This window comes from Rossellomorea oryzaecorticis, assembly GCF_038405515.1.
GTDB lineage: Bacteria > Bacillota > Bacilli > Bacillales > Bacillaceae_B > Rossellomorea > Rossellomorea oryzaecorticis_A.
On sequence record NZ_JBBYAF010000035.1, the window covers coordinates 16,289 to 34,330 of the forward strand.

Here is an 18,042-nt window from a genome sequence, read left to right on the forward strand (position 1 = left end):
TTTCCACTGAATGTCGAAAAAAGTCTAAAAAGTAAAAATAGATTGAAAATTTGTCGGATATCTATATAATTATCTATGTAATGAAAAAATAGACAAAAAAGGGGGGCTAAAGAATGGTCAAATATACAATTCAAAGACTCGTTTATATGATCATCACTTTGCTTATCATTGCTACCGCTACTTTCTTTCTGATGAAGCTCCTGCCTGGATCTCCACTACAAAATCAAGAAAGGCTGTCTCCGGAACAACAACAAATCATTTTGGATAAATACGGTCTGAATGACCCGCTGCCAGTACAGTATGTAAACTATATGACTGGACTTGCTCAAGGTGATTTAGGTTTATCATTCCAATACGATAACCGCCCGGTTACACAAATCATTGGAGACCGTATTGGACCTTCCGCACTTCTAGGATTCCAAGCTATGGTATTAGGAACGTTTTTAGGATTATTAGTAGGGATCATTGCAGCTATCAGACATAACACATGGCTGGATTATGGTTCAACAATAGTCGCTGTTTTAGGGATATCCATCCCGTCTTTCGTATTCGCGGCATTAATGCAGTATTATATTGGCGTAAAGCTCGAATGGCTGCCGGTTGCTCTTTGGGGAGAATATAAGCACACGATTCTTCCAACGCTGGCGCTTACTGTAGGTGTAGTGGCAACGATTGCGCGTTTCATGCGTACTGAAATGCTAGAGATATTAAACTCTGATTATATTTTACTTGCAAAAGCGAAAGGGATTTCAAAAGTCGGAACTGTAGTAAAACACGCAGTACGGAACGCAATGATCCCGATCGTAACAATTTTAGGACCGATGACTGTAGCCGTAATGACTGGATCATTAGTTGTTGAACGTATCTTTGCAGTTCCTGGACTGGGTGAGCAGTTCGTACTTTCAATTAATATGAATGACTATACAGTCATAATGGGTATTACATTATTTTTTAGTGCTTTATTCATTGGGGTAATCTTCTTGGTTGATATCCTATACGGGATTATTGACCCACGTATTCGTTTGGCTGGAGGGAAGAAATAATGGAATCAAACAAAAGAAAATTAGATCAGCTTAGTCCAGATCTCTTCCAGCATCATAAAGCTAGCGAAAGTGAAGCTGAAAGAATCGAAAGACCGAGTTTGAATTTTTGGCAAGACGCCTGGATCAGATTGCGTAAGAGTAAAGGTACAATTGTCGGGATGATCATCACGGCAATCATAATATTCTTTGCCTTATTTGGGCCAGGAATGAATGAACATAGTTTTAAAGATCAGGAAATCAGACATGCTAAGCTGCCTCCTAAAATTGAAGCGCTTTCAGGAATCAGCTGGCTTCCGTTCGACGGAAAAGATAAAGATGGATTTGATATGTACGAAGCCAGAGGTGTAGAAGTCAACTACTGGTTCGGTACAGATGATTTGGGAAGAGATTTATGGACCAGAACCTGGACAGGGACCAGAGTTTCCCTTTATATCGGTATTTTGGCAGCGATCATTGATTTCATCATCGGTATCTCTTACGGCGGTATCTCTGCTTACTATGGCGGTAAAGTCGATGATGTCATGCAGCGTATCATTGAGATTCTTGTAGGTATACCAAACTTGATTGTCGTCATTCTCTTCATCCTGATTTTTGAGCCTGGGATATTCTCGATTACCATGGCGATGGTAATAACCGGGTGGACCGGCATGGCCCGGATCGTTCGTGGTCAGGTCCTTCAATTAAAGAATCAGGAATTCGTCCTTGCTTCCCGTACTTTAGGGGCGAGCAGCAACAGATTGATTTTCAAACACCTGCTTCCAAACGTTATGGGACCTGTCATTATTACAACAATGTTCACAGTACCTGCAGCGATTTATACAGAAGCATTCTTAAGCTTTATCGGATTAGGGATTGCACCTCCAAGAGCATCATTGGGATCCTTGGTAAATGACGGGTACAGATCGATTCAGTCGTATCCACATATGATGTTAGTGCCTTCTGCAGTAATTTCATTAGTCATTTTAAGTTTTAACCTGATGGCTGACGGACTCCGCGATGCTTTGGATCCGAAAATGCGTAAGTAATGGAAGGGAGATTAGATTAATATGTCAAAAAGAATACTGGAAGTGAATAATTTACACGTCTCCTTCAATACGCATGGAGGAGAAGTTAAAGCTGTCCGCGGTGTAGATTTTCATTTAGATAAAGGTGAAACCCTTGCAATAGTGGGAGAATCAGGTTCCGGTAAATCAGTAACGACTAAGGCACTTATGAGACTGATACCGAATCCTCCCGGCTTTATTAAAGACGGAAGCATCATGTTTGAAGGGAGAGACCTTGCAAAACTTCCTGAAAAGCAAATGGAAAAAATTCGAGGGAAAGATATGTCGATGATTTTCCAAGATCCGATGACTTCGTTAAACCCGACGATGACGATCGGTAAACAGATCATGGAACCGCTTGTTAAGCACCAGAACATGAGTAAGAACGATGCGAGAAAACGAGCTATCGAGTTATTAAAGCTTGTGGGTCTTCCTAGCCCTGAAACTCGCTTTAAGCAATACCCGCACCAATTCTCAGGTGGACAGCGTCAGCGTGTTGTAATTGCCATTGCATTAGCATGCAATCCGAAGATTCTGATTGCAGATGAACCGACAACGGCACTTGACGTTACCATTCAAGCGCAAATCCTTGAATTGATGAAAGATTTACAAACGAAGATCGAAACATCCATCATCTTCATCACGCATGATCTTGGTGTGGTAGCGAACGTAGCTGATCGTGTTGCAGTTATGTATGGAGGTCAGATCGTTGAGTCCGGAACGGTAGATGAAATATTCTATGACCCGCGCCACCCGTATACATGGGGACTGATCGGATCGATGCCGACTACCGATACTGAAGGGGAGCAGGAATTGGTAGCCATCCCTGGAACGCCTCCAGATTTGCTGAATCCTCCTAAGGGAGATGCTTTCGCACTAAGAAGTGAATATGCAATGAAAATCGATTTTGAGCAAGAGCCGCCGTATTATAGGGTCTCTGATACTCATTTCGTAAAATCATGGTTGATGCATCCAAGTGCTCCACAAGTAGAGCCTCCTGAAGCGGTTAAATTGAGACATAGAAAAATGCCGTCAAACTACGCTGAGCCGGTACTTGTTGAGGAGGTTCGTTCATAATGGCAGAAAAATTACTTGAAATCAAAAATCTTAAACAATATTTCAACCCTGGAAAGCCAAATATGGTCAAAGCGGTTGATGATATATCGTTTGATATTTACAAAGGTGAAACACTTGGATTGGTAGGAGAATCCGGTTGTGGAAAATCGACTACAGGTCGTACAATCATCCGCTTATATGACGCAACTGATGGGCAGGTATTATTTAATGGGGATGATGTCCATGGCAAAAAAAACCGTTCCCAATTAAAGAAGTTCAATCGTAAAATGCAGATGATTTTCCAAGATCCTTATGCATCGTTGAACCCTCGTATGAAGGTTGAAGACATCATTGCAGAAGGTATTGATATTCATGGGCTGGCTTCTTCTAAAGAAGAACGTCGTAGAAAAGTTCATGAACTGCTTGAAACTGTCGGGCTGAACAAAGAACATGCTGGCAGATATCCACATGAATTCTCAGGCGGTCAGAGACAGCGTATCGGTATTGCTCGTGCACTGGCTGTGGATCCTGACTTCATTATCGCCGATGAGCCAATCTCGGCACTTGATGTATCGATTCAAGCTCAGGTCGTCAACCTGATGCAGCAGCTTCAAAAAGAAAAAGGGCTTACGTATTTATTCATCGCCCATGATCTTTCAATGGTTAAGTACATCAGTGACCGTATCGGAGTAATGTATTATGGTAAATTAGTAGAGCTGGCACCGAGTGATGCATTGTATAAAAACCCGCTCCACCCTTATACACAGTCATTACTTTCAGCTATTCCGCTGCCAGACCCTGAGTATGAGCGTACACGCAGAAGAAAAGAATACGATCCTGCCGTTCATAATTACACGGAAGAAGATCATCTGGAAATGCGTGAAGTCGCTCCTGGACATTTTGTATATTGCTCTGAAAAAGAATTTAATCAATATCAGGCTCAATATAAAGCTTAATCCTTTAAAAAGCCCCCTTGTTTGAGGGGGCTTTTTAAATTTCGGATAACCATTATATTTTTCCACCCATATGGGAGTATAAACATCTTCTTTTTTTATGAATTTTACATAACTTATTAATACAGGTTGATTTCCTCGGAAATCTGGACATTTTAGGTGTTTATTCCCTTTTCTTTCAAGTTATTTCCTTGTTAAAATAGTAACAAGTGTTACAATTTTTAGTAGATAGTTATTTTAAAAGGGGAGAGGTTCATTTTGAAATGGAGTAAGCTGGCGACATCACTATGTTTAATCACAATGTGTGTATTGCCCATTCAAACTGTAAGTGCCGAATCTGGAGGAAGTCCAGTAGAGAGTAATCATGAAAAGAGGAATCTTTCTCTGAGCAAAAAGGAAGTACCGGCTTCTGCGCCTCGATTTGTATACGATTCAGGCTATTCATTCAACTATCCGGATGCCATCAGGGGAGTATATGTCACAGGTCACTCAGCCGGTGGTGAACGCTTCAGTAAATTGACGGACTTAATCGATTCAACGGACTTGAATGCGATGGTCATTGATATTAAAGATGATCATGGATATGTTACATATGAACCGGACGCGTCTTCGCCGTATGCCGAAGTGGGTCAGCCTTATATAAAAGACCCTAAATCGCTGTTAAATACAATGGAAGAAAAACAAATTTATCCGATTGCCCGGATTGTGGTATTCAAAGATACTGTCCTCGCAAATAAAAAACCTGAGCTTTCTTATAAAGATGGAGGCAAGGTGTGGAAGAACGGCAGGGGAGAATCTTTCGTAAATCCGTTCCTTAAAGAAGTATGGGATTATAATGTCGGGATTGCAATCGAAGCTGCGAAGATGGGATTCCAGGAAATTCAATTTGATTACGTACGATTCCCGGAAGGGTTTGAAAAGAGGGATAAAGAACTTGAGTATAGTACTGGGGACTATACTGATAAAGGTAAGGACAATGTTCAGAAACGTGTACAGGCTGTGACTGACTTTGTCGAATATGCTCATGAACAGTTGGAACCGTACGGGGTGAAAGTCTCCGTTGATATTTTCGGTTATACGGCGACACTGCCGGAGGCGCCTGGTATCGGTCAAAACTTCTCAAAGATTTCTGAACATGTCGATGTCATTTCCTCGATGATTTATCCAAGTCACTGGACACCATACTTCGGTATTTCCAAACCGGACCTTGAGCCTTATGAGTTAGTGACAGAGTATGCGAAATTGGAAAATAAGAAATTGGCCGAGTTGAAGAACCCTCCAATCTCAAGGCCGTGGCTGCAAGACTTCACTGCTTCCTGGTTAGGCAGCGGAAATTATAAAGTATACGGAAAAGCAGAAATCGAAGCTCAAATCAAAGCATTAAACGATCAAGGAATCAATGAATTCCTGCTATGGGATGCAGGAAACTCCTACACAGAGGGCGTAGATTATACGCCTTAATAGAAAAAAAGAGGCTGGAAAAAAGTGTTTTAGTATAAGTTTAAGTAAAACCCGCCTTAATTGAATTCTAGGATTCAATTAAGGCGGGTTTTTTATTGGTTTTGTTCAAGTGTACGTTATGTTTTTAGCTTTTTCTAGCGGTTGATTGGAGTGCAAGACGAAGACTCCTGCGGGAAGAGTAGGTAATGTGAGACCCCACAGGGAGGTACGACCGAGGAGGCTCACGGGCTACCCGCGGAAAGCGAAGTCTTGCACGGAAATCATTAGCGGTATTGAGAGCCTTCAATTGTATTGTTCGTTCTTATTTTTGATGAATTTGTCCCAAGCTTTTTTTTGTTTTTACTATAGAAATAGTACCTACGGGGATAACATTTGACAATTCTCTTGATATTGTTATGATTAAATTGGTAACATTAACCGCTTTTAACCACTTACCCCCCTGTACAGGAGTCACTTCCTGTAGAACCGTATTTACATTACTTCCACTAAAAAGACTAACAACTAACATAAACCAATCAATTATGAGAAAAATAATTTTATCTCGTTAGTCAAGTGAAAATTCATTTAAAGGAGTAGATCCATGCACTGGTATGAAAAGTTAAATCAATATTTTCCTGTTGAGGAAATGAAATCGAAAGAACACCTTGAAACATTACTTAAAGAACGCAGTGATATCTACCATAAAGATGAAGGGCAGTATCACGTATTGATGTATGCTGAACTTGAGGATTTTATATTTATTGATTATCTGTTTGTTTCAAAAGATGCACGTGGCCAGGGACTGGGACATAAGCTTCTTGAAAAGCTTAAAAAAAAGAACAAAGCGATCATATTAGAAGTAGAGCCTGTTGACTACGAAGACACCGACACGGAAAAACGATTGAAATTCTACAAGCGTGAGGGCTTCGAGCATGCGGTCAGCATCGGATATGCAAGACGCTCACTGGCGACCAATGAAATCAACGAAATGGAAATTTTGTATTGGGCACCGAATGAAGAGGCGGAAGACTTAATCTTTGAATCCATGAAGAAAACGTATGAACTGATTCACACTTATAAAGATGAGAAGTTTTACGGCGCATCATATCAACCGGTTGATGAAGTCTTGAAAAAGGACGAAAAACGGGATGAAGATGTGTTAAAAGGTATTTAAGATATAAACTGAGAAAACCTTATTGTGATTCGCAATAAGGTTTTCTAAATGAAAATATTTAATCATTACAATAATGTTTAGTCTGTTAGTTGAGCGGGTATTTAAAGAAGTATAAACAGATTATATAGCTTATGTTAAACTAATGTGTAAGAAATTTGACAAATTCATTAAAAGTATGTTCAACGTCTCGCAATTCATGTATAATACATAATAGAGATTTCTTATTTAAACTTATTTTAAATAACGAACGTTTAAATATTAATACTCTATATACAATTCACTACTATAAAATATTTAAGGGAGTGTGAATGACGTGGTTACATTATTCACTTCACCTAGTTGTACATCTTGTCGGAAGGCAAAAGCTTGGTTAGAAGAGCATGAAATTCCATATACAGAGCGTAACGTGTTCTCTGAACCTTTAAGCATCGATGAAATCAAAGAAATCCTTCGCATGACAGAGGATGGAACGGATGAGATCATTTCTACCCGCTCCAAGACATTTCAAAAGCTTAATGTTGATTTAGAAACATTACCGCTGCAAGAATTATTTGAGCTTATCCAAAAAAATCCTGGATTACTTAGACGTCCGATCATCCTGGATGAAAAGCGTTTGCAGGTTGGATACAATGAAGATGAAATCAGACGCTTCCTTCCCAGGAAGGTTCGTACATTCCAACTTCTTGAAGCTCAACGAATGGTTAATTAATAAATCATTCACGTCTCTGCATCATTTCTCTTTGCCGGGAATATACAATTAAAAGGGGCTAACCCTTAAAGGACGTTTCGTTTCCTTGCGGGTTAGTCTCTTTATTTTTTGATATATACTGAAATAACAGATATTTCATTCAAGGTGATATAGCAATATTGTTTTGAAGATGCTCAAGCTTGACATTGTATTTAAATGGTTCCAGCTGTTGATTGGAGTGCAAGACGAAGACTCCTGCGGGAGAAGTGGCCAATTCGAAAAGCGGAAGGGCTTTGCTCAGAGGCGGTTGTCATAAGGCGAACCGACCTAGAAGGCGCCTTTGCCTTCTTGGACGATTTGACTTATGACATGTGCCTCTAAGCCCTGCAGCTAGACATGTGAGACCCCGCAGGCGAAAAGCCGAGGAGGCTCACGGGTCACCCGCGGAAAGCGAAGTCTTGCACGGAAATCAACAGCGGTATTTAAATTTCATGCTGAGTATTATCACTTGAATTTTCTGCAAATATTAGCTAAAATGTCAAAAACACATCATATAGGCCAATCTGCTTAAGTGAAAAATGGGTGCTGTTTTTATTCCATTTCAAGTGCTTATAACATAAAATAGAAGTACAAGGTACAAACTAACTAAAATGTATCTTCTGTCTTCACCAACAGTCTGGCACACCTGTTCAGACAGTCGGGCTTACGCAGCTCAGAGGGTGTAGTCCCTTCACTAACTTTATGCAAGAAGGGAGAGGTGTTAAATGGAAATCGAACGTATTAATGAAAATACTGTAAAATTCTATATTTCATATGGGGATATAGAGGATAGAGGCTTTGATCGCGAGGAAATCTGGTACAATCGTGAAAGAAGTGAAGAGCTATTCTGGGAAATGATGGATGAAGTCCATCAGGAAGAAGATTTCGGTATAGAGGGTCCATTATGGATACAAGTTCAGGCACTGGACAAAGGACTGGAAGTTCTTGTTACAAGAGCACAGGTTTCAAAGGATGGTCAACGATTTGAATTGCCGATCCCTGAAGACAAACTAAAAGAACTCCCTGTGGATGAACGTATTGAAGAACTGCTTGATCAACATTTTCAAATCAAACAGGATCAAGACGAAGATACAGAAGTTGCGTTGGATTTCACATTAAAGTTCAGCGACTTTGAAGATGCGATTTCTTTATCGCAGCGATTAAAGGATATGCCGGTCGAACATCTGACTACAAAGTTACTCGCTTTTGAAAATAAATATTTTCTTTATATTAAGTTTTCAGAGGAGCACTTCTCGGAAGAAGAGATTGACAATATGCTAAGCATCCTGCTCGAATACGCTGATGAGTCAAGAATGACCGTTCACCGTCTTGAAGAGTATGGGAATATCGTAGTTGATCAAAATGTGTTTGAAACACTAAGTGCATACTTTTCATAAGTTAGAATACCGGTTTCATCCTGAAATCGGTATTTTTTTATTTCTTAGTTTCTTTTATAAAAAATATAAAAGGACATAAGGTAACAGTAATAGAAGATATTAATGTACAACTTGAGTTCATGGGATGGTGTATTGGATGAAGAATACGGTGAAGGTGCTCTTGTTCATTGCAGTAATTGCAATTAGTTATTTTTATTTTTTGGATCAATATTTAGCAGGAATGTTAAAATACGTAAGTTTAGTTTTTACATTTTCAGTCATCATCATAGGTTTTTTAATATTTATTGAAAATCGTCATCCTACCCAGACTCTTACTTGGCTGGTTGTTCTTGGTGCTTTTCCGTTCCTGGGTTTTTTCTTTTACTTGCTCTTTGGAAGGAATTATCGAAAAGAGAAGATGTACAAGAAAAAGTATATTTTAGATAAGGAAACTTATAACAAATACGAACCGGGACCTAAAGATATGAATCCTGAGATGTTTGGATTATATCAGGAAAAGCACGTTCAACTTGCCCAGCGAATCGGTAACAGTGCCATTTCTTTTTCAAGTGAAACGAAAGTATTGACGAATGGACAGGAAACGTTTGGTGAAATACTCAGCTGGTTAAAAACAGCGAAGCATCATATTCATATGGAATATTATATCGTGCGTCATGATGATATTGGAAAACAAATCAAAGATGTTTTAATTGAACGAGCAAATGATGGGGTCAAGGTCCGTTTCCTTTATGATGCTGTAGGGGCATGGCAATTATCGCACGGATACATCAATGAATTAAAGGAAGCAGGCATAGAAGTCGTCCCATTTGGTCCTGTGAAAATTCCTTTTCTCAATAATAAATTCAATTTCCGGAATCACCGGAAAATCATTGTAATCGACGGGAACATCGGCTTTGTGGGCGGTTTAAACATAGGAGATGAATACTTAGGAAAAAATCCAACTTTCGGATTCTGGAGGGATACACATTTATTTGTCAAAGGAGAGGCGGTGCGGACGCTTCAACTAATATTTCTTCAGGATTGGTATTATATGACCAATGATGATTTCCTTACCCCTGGTTATTTAAGTCCGGATCCAGTAAGTCAAACCAATGATGGTGGAGTTCAGATGATTGCAGGAGGACCTGACAATGAACTCAGTGTACTGAAAAATATTTTCTTCTCAATGATTACGTCCGCCCAGGAAAGCGTCTGGGTAGCATCGCCGTACTTCATTCCTGATGAAGATATTTTCTCGGCATTGAAGATTGCTGCATTAAGCGGAATTGATGTCAGACTGCTGGTTCCGCACAAACCCGATAAACGAATCGTCTTTCATGCCTCCCGCTCTTACTTTCCTGAATTATTGGATGCGGGAGTGAGAATATACGAATATCAAAAAGGATTCATGCACAGCAAAATTGTTATCGTCGATAACGAACTGGCGTCTATAGGAACTTCCAATATGGATATGAGAAGCTTTCATTTAAACTTTGAAGTGAACGCATTCCTATATAAAACAAGCAGCACTCAATCGCTTGTGGAAGAGTATTTGCATGATCTGGAGGATTCGGTGGAACTTTCACATGATGAGTTCCAAAAGAGGCACATGGGCTATAGAATCCTTGAATCCACCTCCCGCTTAATGTCGCCGTTGTTATAAGATAGGTATAATATAAATTATTGTTTATTCAGAAAGGTTCCAGCTGTTGATTGGAGTGCAAGACGAAGAATCCTGCTAGAAAAGTGGCCAATTCGAAAAGCGGAAGGGCTTTGCTCAGAGGCGGTTGGCATAAGGCGAACCGACCTAGAAGGCGCACTTTGCCTTCTTGGACGGTATGACTTATGAAATATGCCTCTAAGCCCTGCAGCTAGACATGTGAGACCCCGGAGGCTCACGGGTCACCCGCGGAAAGCGAAGTCTTGCGCGGAAATCAACAGCGGTGATTAAAAACTGTAAGGCTCGAAGGATAAACTTTCCTTTGGGCCTTTATATTTGCAGGATTTTACAATCTTTTGTCGAATAAGGATTAATAGGAGGTGTTTCATGTTAACAGCTTTATTTAATCAGCATCCATTTACAACAATCCACTTTACAAAAGAAGAATTATTGAAACTAAGAGAAAGCTCACCACATTTTATCTGCCCTCATTGTTCATCCCCCTTAATCCTTCGCCTGGGCAATATAAAAATCCCTCATTTTGCCCACACTTCAAAGATATCCTGTGCATACGGCTCAAAGAAAGAAACACCCAATCACGTCTTAGGTAAAGCACTTTTGTATCAAAGGCTGTCAGAGCTTTTTGAGGATGTGAAGCTTGAATATTATGTAAAAGAACTGCAGCAGATACCAGATCTGCTCATCACTTCCAAAGAGGACCGTTTAGCTGTCGAAGTACAGTGCTCTACTATCTCACTTTCAGAGGTGAAGGATAGGACAGAAGGATTTAGAAGAGAAAAGATTCAACCGCTATGGTTATTATCCCAGCCCGTCATTTCCAAAATCCCTCTCAAATTAACATGTTTTCAACAAGGTTTCATTCGATATTCTCCTGAATTTCACTATTTTCTTCTCCACTTCAATCCAGAAAGAAAGTACTTTACCGTTTTCCCTCATCTTACTTCGGTCACCACTAATTCATTTCTCCTTTCGAAGCCGATCATCATCCCCCTCGAAAGGTTTATTATCCCGATTTCCATATCACCTCCGGAATGTCCATATCCCCATATTTTAAAAAACTGGAAACAATATCGACAGCAATGGATGCAGAACAAAATAAACTACAACTCATCTCGTTATGACAAGTTTTTAGGAGAAGTATATGAAGAGGGTGACACGTTTATATATTTACCTCAGTTTATTGGGGTGCCAGTCATTCCGCATACTGCATTATGCAAGACTCATCCAGTAGAATGGCAATATTATATGTGGAAAGATGTGATGAAGAAATATCCTCATTTTACAATGGAGATGATTAATCATGCTTTTTTACGACGCGTTTCAAAAGGAGATATTGAATTGAGAGAGTTACCGTTGTTATCAGCAGGCACCGGCACGAAAAAGCTCATTCATGACTACTTTAAATTGCTGAAAATATTAGATCTTATCAAAAAAGGTGAGGGAAAGTATTATCGATTATCATTTGGATGGGAATCACCAAAAACCTTCAACGAATTTCAGCAGCATGAACGTGATTTTTTTCCTAAATGGAAGCATATATTAAAAAAGGACTAAGAAAGCTTGTTTTCTTGCAGGAATATTCAGGATAAGAGAGAATGTAACTATAAGGAATAGTCTGTAGATTCAGAATGGAGGATGTATATGTCAAAAGACACAGTAACGAAAAGCCTGCCAGCAAGAGATGAAGTGGAAGAGGGCTTAACATGGAGATTAGAAGATATTTTTGAAAGCGATGAATCTTGGGAAAAAGAATATAAAGAAATTAAAGATTTAGCAGGGAAAGCTGAAGAATTTAAGGGATCCCTGGGTGAAAGCGCCGAGCAGCTTTATAAAGCACTAAGCTTTCAAGATGAGATAATGGAAAGAATGGGTAGGGTTTATACATATTCACATATGCGTTATGACCAGGATACAACGAATTCGCATTACCAGGGTCTTGATGACAGGGCCAAGAGCTTATACACGCAGTTGGGAAGTAAATTTGCTTATTTAGTTCCTGAAATCCTTTCCATCGAGGAAGAAAAACTTAAAACATTCCTTGAGGAAAAAGAAGAACTGCAAAAGTATAAGCACGCCTTGGAAGAGATTAATCTGCAGCGGCCACATGTATTATCTGCTGAAGAAGAGGCACTCCTCGCTCAAGCTTCCGAGGTATTCAGCGCAGCGGGCAATACATTCGGAATGCTGAATAATGCTGACCTTGAATTCCCCAGCATCAAGGATGAGAATGGGGAAGAAGTGGATATTACTCACGGACGTTTCATTCGCTTCCTGGAAAGCAGTGACAGACGTGTTCGTGAAGAAGCGTTTAAAAAGGTGTATGAAACATATGGGAAGTTTGAAAATACGTTTGCCTCAACGCTTAGCGGAACTGTGAAGAAAGATAATTTTGTGGCAAATGTCAGGAACTATGATTCAGCCCGTCACGCAGCCTTATCAAATAATAATATTCCAGAGCAGGTTTATGACAACCTGGTGGAGACAGTGAACAAGAATCTCCATCTGTTGCAACGCTATGTAAAGCTCCGTAAAAAAGTACTAGGTCTTGATGAAGTTCATATGTATGATTTATATACGCCGCTTGTTAAAGAAGTGAAAATGGAGATAGGTTATGAGGAAGCGAAGGATATGATCCTAAAAGGCCTCGAGCCGCTCGGGGATGATTACGCCAATGTACTTCAAGACGGGTTCGATAACCGCTGGGTGGATGTAGTCGAGAATAAAGGAAAAAGAAGCGGTGCTTATTCTTCAGGAGCCTATGGAACAAATCCATATATCCTTATGAACTGGCAGGACAATGTGAATAACTTATTTACACTGGCGCATGAATTCGGTCATAGTGTGCATAGTTATTATACAAGATCTGCCCAGCCATATACGTATGGTCATTACTCGATTTTTGTAGCAGAAGTCGCTTCTACTTGCAATGAGGCATTGTTAAATGATTATTTATTAAATACGATTGACGATGAAAAGAAACGTCTTTACCTTTTAAATCATTATTTGGAGGGTTTCAGGGGCACTGTGTTCCGACAAACGATGTTTGCGGAATTTGAACACTTGATTCATAAGAAAGCACAAGAAGGAGAAGCGTTGACTTCTGACTTTCTTACTAAAGAGTATTATGCTCTCAATAAGAAATACTTTGGTGAAGACATTTCAATCGATAAGGAAATTGGTTTGGAATGGGCCCGTATTCCTCACTTCTATTATAATTACTATGTATATCAATACGCTACAGGCTTCTCGGCTGCAACAGCCTTGAGCAAACAAATCCTTGAAGAAGGAGAACCGGCTGTTGAGCGCTATATCGAATTCCTTAAAGCAGGAAGCTCGGATTACCCGATTGAAGTATTAAAGAAAGCAGGCGTCGACATGACTACCTCCAAACCGGTGGAAGAAGCATGCAAAGTCTTCGAAGAAAAACTGAATGAAATGGAAGAATTATTGGAGAAGTTTCAATAATTAAAAGGGGCTGGAACAAAAGTGTTTTAGTCTAAGTAAAACCCGACCTTATTGAATTCTAGGATTCAAATTAGGTCGGGTTTTTTTGGATTTGTTCAAGTGTGTTTTTAGTTTTTAACAGGTTCCAGCGGTTGATTGGAGTGCAAGACGAAGACTCCTGCGGGAAGAGTAGCTTTTGTGAGACCCCGCAGGCAAAGCCGAGGAGGCTCACGGGCTACCCGCGGAAAGCGAAGTCTTGCACGGAAATCATTAGCGGTAATATAATCCTATACTGAAATTGTTCGTCTTTAGGTTGTTGTTTATACCCTTTATCCCAGGCTCTATCTTTATGTCTTAAACCCTTTAAACTTCTTCCTATTACCGAAGGAATATATAAAGATCAACAGCGATAGAAATAAAATCGGGGCAGTGATAATGAGCGGAATAAGATTCATTAATCCCAATATATTAATGAGAAAACTGATAATGATTAAAAAAACAAGAAGCAAAAATTTTATATTTATTCTCATGATCGATCCCTCCGCGGGCGGTTTAATACACTATATGACAAGCTGAAGGGGTTCATTCATGGATTTTGACAATATTGTGAAATACCATACAAACAACTTGCCAATACAAGTTGATGCATGTTATATTATCAGTGTGAAGTTGATCACAAGCAAACATATACCCCTTTGTTTGACCGTGAAAAATTTCTCCCATCCCCTTTGTTCGTATTGAAAAGCCGATGTTGGCAACAACATCGGCTTTTCTTGTTTATACGGGTATTTAATTATTTCACAATAGTTAATCAGCAATATATCTCCAAAACGTTCCGTGCTTGGCAGGTATTTTCCTGACTTTCTGCTGCAGGGTCCATTTCTTCATTTGCTTTTCTACCTCTTCAATGGATAAATCGTATACTACGGCAATTTCTTTAGACGCTACCAGCCGATAGTATCTCATGAACTCTTCAAGCGAAGGTAAGGGTTTCTTTTCGGGCTTTATTGTCAACATCTCTTCAATGATATGAACATATACCTCGTAGGAATAGAGACCTGTTACCTTTAATCCCTCATCTTCAATATTTTCATTAAAAAAGACCAGGGTAGGAATTTCATCGACTTCCATTTCCGTCGTGATTTTAATATCACATTGAAACGCTTTTGAGGCAGAGTATGAATGGATATCATTCATAAACTCATTAAGGTCGAGCTTTGCTTCCTTAGCGCACTCCTTAAGTACATCAAAATTCGATATATCTTGTTTTTGAAGGAATAACCTTTCCTGCAAGTAGCGTAAAAACCGTATTCCCGAATGCTTTCCTTGAAGCTCTGCGGCTTTAATAGCAAAAGAGGCGATATAAGGTGAATATATCGGTTTGTCGATCCATAAGCTACCGTCACATGACATTCCTGAACGGCTGGCTGTTTTCTCCCATTGCTGAGCTAAATCTTCCTGCTTTCGCTTTGATACAATATTTAATGAAGAAAGCTGCCCGCTTAATATATATCGGATTCGAAAATACTGACCGTATTCAATCCTGAGTTTTTTTAATATAGGCTCCAGTGCCCAGCATTCAGGACATAGCGGGTCTACGAACATATAGATTTCCAGTGGTTTTTTTTCGGCTCCACAACTATTCAGCGGGCTTGAGTTATTTAAACTAGTCAATGTTGTTTCTCTCCGGTGTCTCCGTATTTACCATATGATGGGCGGTTAAAACAAGTCTGTGATAGAAGTCTTCTCTTACTTGCCCCTCAAGCTCCACTTCATCCATTGCCTCATCCATACAGCTCAGCCAAGCCTTCGCTCTTTCTTCTGTGATCGGGAAGGGAAGATGCCTGGCCCGAAGCATAGGGTGACCATGTTCTTCGGTATAAAGAGGGGGGCCGCCTAAATATTGTGTAAGAAATTGTTTTTGTTTGCGAGCCGTCTCTGTTAAATCTTCTGGAAAAATAGGTGCCAACAATTCATGTTTAGACACTCTATAATAAAATGCATCAACGAGCATGGAGAGTTTCTTTTCGCCGATTAAGTTATAAGGCATTTTTGGTTTCTCGACCATAAGAAGGACTCCTTTTTACTTAGAATGTAAGTTTATTCTAGCAAGCATTCATTTATATCTCAAACAAATAGCCTTGCATCAGTCCGATCCTTAACACTATTGTTGCCAGAACGCTTTTGGATATCCTTTAAAGTACGTTCAGTCGATAGCCCCGGAAGCTTTGCACAAAAAAAGCTGTACAAGGTTAATGTACAGCTTTGTTTCAGCTTATTAAATTTCTTAAGCATGAAATGTATCCGTTACTTTTTTTACATAGGCAGTAGTCTCTTTGAAAGGGGGGATTCCATTGTACTTATCAACATTGCCGGGTCCCGCATTATATGCAGCAAGTGCCAGGTCGATGTCCCCGTTATATTTATCAAGCATCTGTTTTAAATATTTGGTGCCTGCAAATACATTCTCTTCCGGGTCGAAGATATCGGACACTCCCAATCCACGAGCAGTCGCAGGCATCAGCTGCATCAAACCTGAAGCCCCTGCGGGACTGACAGCATCAGGTTTGAATCCTGACTCATGATGAATTACAGCCTGTATTAGTTTTTCAGGGAGTTGATACCGGTCGGCCGCTTTGGAGATAATCTCTTCTAATGACTTAGGAGTCTGGTACTCGGTTTTGCTTAGTGCAGAGAGAGACCGCGGCGGCTGGGAAACTGTAAAAGAAGGATGCATATCAAGCATGCTCTTAACGGCTCCTAAGGTATTGGTGCCTGTCGGCAGTCCTCCGCTATTGTTTAAAGCCTGGGTGAATAGCTGCTGAAATAAGTCATTGCTTTGATTCCCGGTGTTCATAGAAGAAACGGAACCCAGTTTATTGAGTGCCTGAAGTTCCATCATCGTTTTTAATTGTTGAACATTCATACTAACGGCTCCTGTCTATTTAAGGGGTGTCATTATTCTATATATCGGAAAAAGTGATTAGTGTTTTATCATTGGTGCCTGACTTTTTCCCTGTAAAAGCGTTTTATTTTATTTTCCGTCTCCCTGTGAGGGATCTCATGTGCTTTCAATAGATCAAAGAAGATTTTTTCTCCAAGCTTAAAATCCTTTACTTCATATTCAAGTTCATAGTCCACTTTATTGAAATATGAACTTTCATCAAATACGAGCGATCCGCCACGGAATTCCATTTCTGCTCTCTTTGTGGTTAAAGAGCCAAAGTGTAGAAGGGAAGTGGTTGAAATACCCGCATTTTGCAGGGACTCTTTAACTTCTCCGTCAGGGAAATCCCCTTGTTTCAACAAGTCATCTGCTTCCTGTGCTGAAAGGCCTTGGTTGGTTTCCAGCAGTCCTTCTTCAAGTGGTGTTTTCAGCGTCAGCGTGAAGGAATTCTTTTTCCGGCGGATCCTCAATGCCGATTGCAAGTTCTTCAGTTGAAAGTCAGGGGTATCAAAGTAATGGTTGACCTGGCTTTCAAACTCAGTATCTTTTATCATAAAATGCCTGGTTAATTTCAGGAATTCTTCTTCAGTCAACAGGTTCTTAAATTCAATCTCGATCTCTTGTGACATAGAAAAGCACCCTTTCATTGCTTGCTACTTGTATTATCTCTTTTATAGAAGGGAACTTCAATGTTTAGATGTAAATCGTGTCTTATGATAAAATAATAGTGATTGTTTTATGGAAGGATGAATATAACATGAGAAAAATCGTTCAATTTAATGAGGCAAAATTTGATAATGGGTTTTTATACTTACATACGGAACAAAAGGATTTGATTAAAGGAATCAAGCCCGCTTGTCAAATCATTGCAGACTCTGATCGTTACGCCTTTGTTTATCTGGCGGAAAATGAAGAAGAATATGTATATCTCTACTTAGAAGAAGGAATCTGGGGGGAGTTAAAAAAAGCGATTGAAGAAAAAACTTCAGTCATCATAATAAGTGATGATGAGTCATTGGAGCTGGATCAGTTCCATGAGGAATTAAGTTATCTAATCAGCAATATAGAAGGAAACGGGAATTACGGAGAAGAAATGGTTAAGAAGGTTGAATCTGCTTTTATCGATTGAATCCCTTTTAAAAACCAGTTGTTTATAAC

General features: G+C 39.7%; 17 protein-coding genes. 12 read left to right on the forward strand and 5 right to left on the reverse strand.

What is annotated here, in order from left to right:
• The first annotated feature begins 113 nt into the window (after positions 1-113).
• From opp3b to AAEO50_RS15980, 5 genes are all read left to right on the forward strand, one after another.
• Positions 114-1,043 carry an oligopeptide ABC transporter permease gene (opp3b, locus tag AAEO50_RS15960; RefSeq protein ID WP_341985293.1) on the forward strand — a complete coding sequence of 310 codons (930 nt, stop codon included), beginning with the start codon at positions 114-116 and terminating at the stop codon, positions 1,041-1,043.
• Complete coding sequence (gene opp3C / locus AAEO50_RS15965; RefSeq protein WP_341985294.1) at positions 1,043-2,068, forward strand: oligopeptide ABC transporter permease; 1,026 nt, start codon at positions 1,043-1,045, stop codon at positions 2,066-2,068. Before opp3b ends, opp3C begins: the two co-directional genes overlap by 1 nt.
• Positions 2,069-2,089: 21 nt before the next feature.
• Positions 2,090-3,163: an ABC transporter ATP-binding protein gene (locus AAEO50_RS15970; protein ID WP_341985296.1), complete on the forward strand. Its 1,074-nt coding sequence runs from the start codon at positions 2,090-2,092 to the stop codon at positions 3,161-3,163.
• Positions 3,163-4,098: an ABC transporter ATP-binding protein gene (locus AAEO50_RS15975; protein ID WP_341985297.1), complete on the forward strand. Its 936-nt coding sequence runs from the start codon at positions 3,163-3,165 to the stop codon at positions 4,096-4,098. Before AAEO50_RS15970 ends, AAEO50_RS15975 begins: the two co-directional genes overlap by 1 nt.
• Positions 4,099-4,353: 255 nt before the next feature.
• On the forward strand, positions 4,354-5,556 hold the full coding sequence (locus tag AAEO50_RS15980) for a putative glycoside hydrolase (protein ID WP_425383212.1): 1,203 nt from the start codon (positions 4,354-4,356) through the stop codon (positions 5,554-5,556).
• 301 nt (positions 5,557-5,857) lie between these two features.
• Here AAEO50_RS15980 and AAEO50_RS15985 read toward each other — a convergent pair whose 3' ends face one another.
• Positions 5,858-6,064 carry a hypothetical protein gene (locus AAEO50_RS15985; RefSeq protein WP_341985298.1) on the reverse strand — a complete coding sequence of 69 codons (207 nt, stop codon included), beginning with the start codon at positions 6,062-6,064 and terminating at the stop codon, positions 5,858-5,860.
• Positions 6,065-6,136: 72 nt separating this feature from the next.
• On the opposite strand from AAEO50_RS15985, the gene AAEO50_RS15990 reads away from it, so the two are divergent.
• The 6 genes from AAEO50_RS15990 (at position 6,137) to pepF (ending at position 13,958) form a co-directional block, all read left to right on the forward strand.
• A complete protein-coding gene (locus AAEO50_RS15990; protein ID WP_341985299.1) occupies positions 6,137-6,709 on the forward strand; it encodes a GNAT family N-acetyltransferase in 573 nt (190 codons plus the stop codon).
• 313 nt (positions 6,710-7,022) lie between these two features.
• On the forward strand, positions 7,023-7,418 hold the full coding sequence (spxA, locus tag AAEO50_RS15995) for a transcriptional regulator SpxA (RefSeq protein WP_032089161.1): 396 nt from the start codon (positions 7,023-7,025) through the stop codon (positions 7,416-7,418).
• 743 nt (positions 7,419-8,161) lie between these two features.
• Positions 8,162-8,833 carry an adaptor protein MecA gene (gene mecA / locus AAEO50_RS16005; RefSeq protein ID WP_341985301.1) on the forward strand — a complete coding sequence of 224 codons (672 nt, stop codon included), beginning with the start codon at positions 8,162-8,164 and terminating at the stop codon, positions 8,831-8,833.
• Positions 8,834-8,969: 136 nt separating this feature from the next.
• On the forward strand, positions 8,970-10,475 hold the full coding sequence (cls, locus tag AAEO50_RS16010) for a cardiolipin synthase (protein WP_341985302.1): 1,506 nt from the start codon (positions 8,970-8,972) through the stop codon (positions 10,473-10,475).
• A 384-nt stretch (positions 10,476-10,859) separates the two neighbouring features.
• Positions 10,860-12,047: a competence protein CoiA gene (locus AAEO50_RS16015; RefSeq protein ID WP_341985303.1), complete on the forward strand. Its 1,188-nt coding sequence runs from the start codon at positions 10,860-10,862 to the stop codon at positions 12,045-12,047.
• An 87-nt stretch (positions 12,048-12,134) separates the two neighbouring features.
• Positions 12,135-13,958 carry an oligoendopeptidase F gene (gene pepF / locus AAEO50_RS16020; protein WP_341985304.1) on the forward strand — a complete coding sequence of 608 codons (1,824 nt, stop codon included), beginning with the start codon at positions 12,135-12,137 and terminating at the stop codon, positions 13,956-13,958.
• Between the two features lie 786 nt (positions 13,959-14,744).
• Here the strand turns inward: pepF and AAEO50_RS16025 are convergent.
• The 4 genes from AAEO50_RS16025 to AAEO50_RS16040 all read right to left on the reverse strand — a co-directional run bounded on the left by AAEO50_RS16025 (position 14,745) and on the right by AAEO50_RS16040 (position 17,513).
• Positions 14,745-15,611, reverse strand: a complete 867-nt coding sequence (locus tag AAEO50_RS16025; protein ID WP_341985305.1) for a ClpXP adapter SpxH family protein — start codon at positions 15,609-15,611, stop codon at positions 14,745-14,747.
• Complete coding sequence (locus tag AAEO50_RS16030; RefSeq protein ID WP_341985306.1) at positions 15,604-16,005, reverse strand: globin; 402 nt, start codon at positions 16,003-16,005, stop codon at positions 15,604-15,606. The genes AAEO50_RS16025 and AAEO50_RS16030 overlap by 8 nt, the downstream gene beginning before the upstream one ends.
• Before the next feature lie 219 nt (positions 16,006-16,224).
• Entirely contained in the window at positions 16,225-16,863 is a 639-nt protein-coding gene (locus AAEO50_RS16035; RefSeq protein ID WP_341985307.1) for a lytic transglycosylase domain-containing protein, read from the reverse strand.
• 68 nt (positions 16,864-16,931) lie between these two features.
• The gene (locus tag AAEO50_RS16040; RefSeq protein ID WP_341985308.1) at positions 16,932-17,513 is read right to left on the reverse strand and encodes a CYTH domain-containing protein; all 582 of its coding nucleotides are present in this window, start codon (positions 17,511-17,513) and stop codon (positions 16,932-16,934) included.
• 128 nt (positions 17,514-17,641) lie between these two features.
• Between AAEO50_RS16040 and AAEO50_RS16045 the strand changes: the two genes are divergently transcribed.
• Positions 17,642-18,013: a hypothetical protein gene (locus AAEO50_RS16045; RefSeq protein ID WP_341985309.1), complete on the forward strand. Its 372-nt coding sequence runs from the start codon at positions 17,642-17,644 to the stop codon at positions 18,011-18,013.
• Positions 18,014-18,042: the final 29 nt, after the last annotated feature.